The organism is Microbacterium sp. NPDC086615, assembly GCF_040686055.1.
In the GTDB taxonomy this organism is placed as follows: domain Bacteria; phylum Actinomycetota; class Actinomycetes; order Actinomycetales; family Microbacteriaceae; genus Microbacterium.
Genome location: NZ_JBFBJJ010000002.1, coordinates 381,682 through 388,073, shown reverse-complemented (window position 1 = coordinate 388,073; position 6,392 = coordinate 381,682). Strand labels below are relative to the sequence as shown.

General features: G+C 69.3%; 6 protein-coding genes. 5 read left to right on the top strand and 1 reads right to left on the bottom strand.

What is annotated here, in order from left to right:
* Positions 1 to 136: 136 nt before the first annotated feature.
* The 5 genes from yaaA to AB0O24_RS04070 all read left to right on the top strand — a co-directional run bounded on the left by yaaA (position 137) and on the right by AB0O24_RS04070 (position 5,250).
* Complete coding sequence (gene yaaA, locus AB0O24_RS04090; protein ID WP_363372732.1) at positions 137 to 886, top strand: peroxide stress protein YaaA; 750 nt, start codon at positions 137 to 139, stop codon at positions 884 to 886.
* Positions 887 to 994: 108 nt separating this feature from the next.
* A complete protein-coding gene (locus AB0O24_RS04085) occupies positions 995 to 1,699 on the top strand; it encodes a large exoprotein (protein WP_363372729.1) in 705 nt (234 codons plus the stop codon).
* Between the two features lie 99 nt (positions 1,700 to 1,798).
* Positions 1,799 to 2,779, top strand: coding sequence for an aldo/keto reductase (locus AB0O24_RS04080; RefSeq protein WP_275797963.1), 981 nt, complete (start codon positions 1,799 to 1,801; stop codon positions 2,777 to 2,779).
* A gap of 118 nt (positions 2,780 to 2,897) precedes the next feature.
* Positions 2,898 to 3,671 carry a protein phosphatase 2C domain-containing protein gene (locus AB0O24_RS04075; protein WP_275797962.1) on the top strand — a complete coding sequence of 258 codons (774 nt, stop codon included), beginning with the start codon at positions 2,898 to 2,900 and terminating at the stop codon, positions 3,669 to 3,671.
* Positions 3,672 to 3,717: 46 nt separating this feature from the next.
* Complete coding sequence (locus tag AB0O24_RS04070) at positions 3,718 to 5,250, top strand: APC family permease (protein WP_275797960.1); 1,533 nt, start codon at positions 3,718 to 3,720, stop codon at positions 5,248 to 5,250.
* 66 nt (positions 5,251 to 5,316) lie between these two features.
* Here the strand turns inward: AB0O24_RS04070 and AB0O24_RS04065 are convergent, their stop codons facing one another.
* On the bottom strand, positions 5,317 to 6,300 hold the full coding sequence (locus AB0O24_RS04065; protein ID WP_275797959.1) for an asparaginase: 984 nt from the start codon (positions 6,298 to 6,300) through the stop codon (positions 5,317 to 5,319).
* Positions 6,301 to 6,392: the final 92 nt, after the last annotated feature.

The window sequence follows — 6,392 nt, the reverse complement described above, 5'->3', positions numbered from 1 at the left end:
TTGCTGTTGTTGGGCTCCCTCGGGTCCCCGGCGCGGGCCGTCAAGGGGTGCCCCCGTCTCGGCCCGCTTGACTCCCCCCTGGGCGGCCCGTCGAGACCGCCGGGCGACGCGCGTCGCTTCTTTTCTGGAAGGTCTCATGCTCGTTCTCCTGCCTCCCTCGGAAACCAAGCGGCCCGGAGGGCACGGTGATGCGCTGCGTCTCGACGAACTCGCGCTGCCGGCGCTGCGCCCTCAGCGCGAGGCCGTCGTCGATGCGCTCGTGGCCCTGTCTGCCGATGAGGACGAAGCGGCGCGTGTGCTGAAGCTCAGCGCCAAGCGCCGGCACGAGATCGCCGACAACGCGGCTCTGCGCGACGCGCCGACGATGCCCGCGATCGACCGCTACACCGGCGTTCTGTTCGATGCTCTGGATGCCGCCGGCCTCGACACCGCGGCGCGGTCGTGGGTCGCGGACCACGTGCTGATCCATTCGGCGCCGTTCGGCCCGGTCGGTGCGCTCGACGGCATCCCCGCATATCGCCTGGCGGCGGGAATCTCGATACCCGGACTCCCGTCTTTGCGTCGGGTGTGGGCGGATGCCGTCACCTCCGCACTGTCCGCTCTCTCGACGCCGTTCATCCTCGATCTGCGATCCGAGGCGTACGCGGCGCTCGGGCCTGTGCCCGCGGATGTCGCGAGCGCCTACGTCCGCGTTGTGACCGGTGGGGGAGAGGCGCCGGTTCGCGCGTTGAACCACTTCAACAAACACGCGAAGGGCGACCTGGTCCGGTCACTGGCGCTCACGGCCCCGACGATCGGGTCGAGGAACGATTTCGTGGCGTGGGGACGTCGGGCCGGCTGGGACATCCGCGAGGCCGCGGACGGAGAGCTCGCCCTATTCGTCTAGCACACCCGCGCGGTGGGTGTCAGGAAACACTCAGGTTCGCTACCATGTCACCCACCGGGAAACTCCCGCTGGCGCGCGTCTGCGCCATCATCGTCCGAAAGGATCGACGTGGACACCCTTCACCTCGCATACAGCGACCCCTACGGGGCGTCGGATGCCGCCGGGCTGGCAGCCCTGGGCGCCCTGTACGCCTTCTCGGCCGTCCTCGGTCTCATCGGCTACGCCATCACCGCTTTCCTTGCCATGAAGGTCTTCGAGCGTGCGGGAGTCGAGGGCAAGTGGCGTGCCTGGGTGCCGGTGTACAACTACATGGTCTTCGCCAAGCTCGGTGACGTCTCGCCCTGGGTCATCCTCGGAATCGTGATCGCCGGGGTGATTCCGATCCTCAACTTCCTCGCGCTGCTCGCCGGCATCGTCGTGCTCATCATGGCTTCCGTGCGCGTCAACGCGAAGTTCGGCCGCGAGTGGCCGATCCTGCTGCTGTTCCTCCTGAACGGGCTCGGCGTCTGGATCTGGCTCGGCATCCTCGGCTTCAGCAGCAACCGGTGGAACCCCGCCGCTGCCTCCCCGTCGCCGTGGGGCAACTCGTTCCTCGCCGACAAGACGGTCTGGAACGGCGTGCCCGTGCAGCCCGCGCAGCAGGGCGTCGGTGCGAACGCCGCCCCGCAGGGGTACGGCGCGCCCCAGGGCTACTCGGCGCCGCCGGCCGGCTCGACCCCGCCCGCCGTGGGCGCCACCCCGCCGCCGCCGGCCCCGCCCGCGACGGGAACGACCCCGCCGCCGCCCGCACCGCCGGCCGGCCCCCAGGTCTGATCGTTCGATGGGCTCCTCACCCCGGTGAGGAGCCCATCGTCGTTCGCGCGGTCGTGCGGCGATCATCCCTCCGTGCCGCCCCGGGGTTAGCGTGGAGGGATGACGACTTCCCTTCTTCCTCAACGACCCGTTGGACGCTCCGGACTCCGGGTCTCCGCGGTCGGGCTCGGATGCAACAACTTCGGCCGGTCGGGAACCCCCACCGAGAGGCTCGAGGGGACCCGTGCGGTTCTGGACGCCGCACTCGATGCGGGCGTCACTTTCCTCGACACGGCCGACGTGTACGGCCGGGAGTACGGGCTGTCGGAGACGCTGATGGGCGAGGCGCTCCTGGGGCGTCGTGACGAGGTCGTGCTCGCGACGAAGTTCGGCCACGCCGATCTCGCGCCCGGCGTGCTCGGGGGAGCGAAGGCGTCACGGACGTCGATCCGTCGATCGGTGGAGGGCTCGCTCCGCCGACTGCGGACCGACTGGATCGACCTCTACCAGCTGCACACGCCCGATCCCTCGACCCCCATCGAAGAGACGCTCGCCGCGCTCGCTGATCTCGTCCGCGAGGGCAAGGTCCGGTACGTGGGCCACTCCAACTTCGCCGGGTGGCAGATCGCCGAGGCCGAGTTCGCGGCACGCGGCGTGAGGTTCATCTCGTCGCAGAACCAGTACAGCCTGCTCGCTCGTGCGGCAGAGCGGGAGGTGCTGCCGGCGGTGGGACGGTTCGGCCTGGGTCTTCTGCCGTTCTTCCCACTCCACAACGGCCTGCTGACGGGAAAGTTCTCACGGGAGGGAGGGCCCGAGGGAAGCCGCATCATGCGCCAGCGCCCTCACCTGTGGCGGGACGCGCCGTGGGATGCCCTCGAGCGGTACCAGGCGTTCTGCGACGAGCGCGGCATCACCATGCTCCAGGCGACGTTCGCGTGGTTCCTCGCCAATCCGCTGGTGTCGAGTGTCATCGCGGGAGCCACGAGCCCGGAGCAGGTGCGCGCGAACGCCGAGGCGGCGACCGCGTGGACGCCCACCGCGGAGGAGATCGCCGAGATCGACGGCATCCTGAGTCTTCCCGCCGACCCGGCGGCCGGATGACCCGGCCGTCTGCCGCGGCTGGGCGCGGCGCTGCCCGAGTCCGTGCGCGGGCGTCCATTAGGATGGCAGGGCCGCGCGCTCTCGCCGGCGAAGCTGTCGGCCAACCGGAGGATCTCTCGTGCCCGAGGTGACCACGCATACGCGTACCGTTCCACTCACGGGGGCGACGCTCGAGCTGGCGTGGGCTGCGGGCACCGACACCGGGAAGCGCCGTGAGGTCAATCAGGACGCGGTCCTCGCGGAGTACCCGTTGTTCGTGGTCGCAGACGGAATGGGCGGACATCTCGGTGGGGAGATCGCGAGCGCGAGCACGGTCGACCGACTGCGCGCCGTCGTCGACGGGGGGACGGTGTCGCCCCGGCACATCGAGAAGGCCCTGTCCCGCGCGGTCAAGGACATCGTCTCGCACCCCGAGACCACCGATGAGGGCACCGGGACGACGCTGACCGGGCTGTATCTCGAGACGACGACGGACGAGCCCCACTGGGTCACCCTGAACATCGGCGATTCGCGGGTGTACCTCCTGCGCGACGACGACATCGTCCAGGTGACGACCGATCACTCGGTGGTGCAGGAGTTGATCGCCGCGGGGCGGCTGAGCCCCGAAGAGGCGGAGAACCACCCTTACGGAAACGTCATCACACGTGCCGTCGGACCGAGCGACAGCGTCAAGCCGGACTACCTCCGCCTCGAAGTCGTCGACGGCGATCGGTTCGTCGTGTGCTCGGACGGGCTTACCAAAGAGCTCACCGACTTCGGTATCAAGCACTTCCTCGAGGCGAACGCCGACCCGGCCGCAGCCGTCGACGCGATGATGGCGGCGGCCCTCGAGAACGGCGGCCGCGACAACATCACGATCATCGTGCTCGACGTCAACCGCCGCTCTTCCTGAGAATTCACCCTTGACCGCGGTTGCCCGCGGATTCTACGTTCGGCATATGACTTCCGCTCCCGAACGGACGTCGGGCAAAGGACTGGCCGCCGGGACCCTCGGACTCTGGGGTTCGACCGTCATCGGACTGGCATCCACAGCCCCCGTCTACTCTCTCGTCGCCACCCTCGGCTTCGTCGTCGTCGCGGTGGGTGCCCAAGCGCCGATCGCGTTCGTCCTGGCGTTCATCCCGATGCTCTTCATCGCCTTCGCCTACCGTGAGCTGAACAACGAGGTGCCGGATTGCGGGACGACGTTCACCTGGGGGACGAAGGCGTTCGGACCGTGGGTCGGCTGGATGGGCGGGTGGGGGGTCGCCGTCGCGGGCATGGTCGTCCTCGCCAACCTGTCGCAGATCGCCGGCATCTACCTGTGGTCGCTGGTCGGTGACGGATCGCTCGCCGAGAACGTGCCTCTCGTGACCGCTACCGGCGTCGCGTTCATCGCCGCGATGACGTACGTGAGCTACCGGGGCGTCGAGATCGGCGAGCGCATCCAGAACATCCTGCTCGCCGTCCAGTACATCGTTCTCGCGCTCTTCGTCGTCGTCGCGCTGTGGAAGTTCTTCGACGGCACGGCCCCGAACCCGACCCCGTTCGACCTCGCGTGGTTCAACCCCCTCGGCTTCACCGACTGGAGCGGCTTCACCGAGGCCGTCCTGCTCGCGCTCTTCATCTACTGGGGATGGGACACGTGCCTCGCGCTGAACGAGGAGACCAAGGATCCGAAGCGCATCCCCGGACGCGCGGCCCTGCTCACCACGGTGATCCTGCTCGGCACGTACGTCACGGTCACCGTCGCGGCGATGATGTACGCCGGCGTGGGAGAGGACGGCGCCGGCCTCGCCAACGCGGAGAACGCCGACGACGTCTTCCTGGCGATGAAGGACGGGCTGTTCGGCCCGTTCGCGTGGGTGCTGGTGGTCGCGGTGCTCATCTCCGCGGTGTCATCGACGCAGACCACGATCCTGCCGACGGCACGCGGCACGCTGGCGATGGCTGCCTACAAGGCGCTTCCCGCCCGCTTCCAGACGGTGCACCCGCGGTTCCACACGCCGTCGTTCTCGACGCTCGTCATGGGGATCGTCGCGAGCGTGTACTACGTGGGCATGACCATCATCAGCGACAACATCCTCCAGGACTCCATCCTGTCGCTCGGTCTCGCGATCGCGTTCTACTACGCGATGACGGGGTACGCGTGCGTCTGGTACTTCCGACGCGAGCTCTTCACGTCCGGCAAGAACCTCGTCTACCGTGGCATCCTCCCCCTGCTCGGGGCGCTGATGCTCACGTACGCCTTCGTCCAGTCGGCGATCGACATGTACGACGTCGACTACGGCAATTCCGAGCTGCTCGGCATCGGCGGCACGTTCGTCGTCGGCATCGGCGCGCTGGCCTTCGGCGTCGTGCTGATGGTCGTGTGGTACCTCGTCCCGGCGTCCAAGCCGTTCTTCCGGGGCGAGAGCCTGAACCGGGACACCGAGGTGCTCGTTCCCGACGAGCCCATCACGTACCCGCGTTCGGTCGACGGCGGTATCTGACCACCCGGGCCGCTCTCCTGGCAGGGCGGCCCCGTCGGGGCGTCGCTCGAGCGGGGCGCGGCCCCGTCAGACCGTCGCGCGGATGAGACCGACCTCGCGGCCACCGCCCGAGATCGTCAGGGGCAGCAGGGCGAGGGTATCGGCGACCGCCTCGGGGGCGAGGGCTCCGGTGCGCTCGAGCAGACGCAGTGCCACCGCGTGCCCGGCGCGATTGGAGCCGTCGAGCATCTTCAGCGCGACCGTCGTGCCGTCGGGCGCCGTCATGACCTGGACGCCCTCGGCACCGAGCTTCGAGAAGACGCCGAGGCGCTCGATGACGACGGTGTCGGGGCGACCCGGGCCGTCGATCGTCCACGGGTGCTCTTTCACTGCGCGAACGAGCGTCCCGGCGCTGCGGTGCAGGGCGAACGGAGAGCGCTCCGACGAGGTCGCGATGCGCTGGATGGCGCGAGCGAGACCGATGAGGCTCATGGCGTACACGGGGGCGCCGCAGCCGTCGATCGCGGTCGTCGTCATGCGCTCGCCGACGAGGCGCTCGAGCACCTCGCGGATGTGTACCTGCAGCGGGTGCTCCGGGTCGAGGTAGTCCGCCGTGGACCAGCCGTTCGCGACGCACGTCAGCAGCATCGCCGCGTGCTTGCCCGAGCAGTTCATGCGCAGGGGCGAGGGCGACCCGTGATCGCGCACGAGTTCATCGCGCGCGGCGGTGTCGCTCGGCCACGCTGCGGGGCACCCCAGATCGTCTTCGGTCAGGCCGGCGGACTGCAGGATGCCACGGGCCGTCTCGACGTGGCGCTCGGTGCCGCAGTGGCTCGCCATCGCGATCGCCAGGCGCTCCTCGGCGAGGTCGGCGCCCGCGGAAAGGCACGCCAGCGCCTGCAGAGGCTTCATGCTCGAGCGGGGGAGGAACGGGGCTGTCGCCTCGCCGAGCGTGAGCTTCTCGGATCCGTCGGGAGCGAGCACGACAGCGACGCCGTGATGACGGGATTCGATGAAGCCGTTCCGTTCGACGACAGCGAGTTCGACGGAGGCGGGGGGCGTGGCGGGCATCCGTCCATTCTATGGCGACGGGACCTTCGTCCCCTGGCGTCGACGTCGGCGCTCCACGGGCCGGAAGTCGCCCTCCCACGCGGGCAGCACGG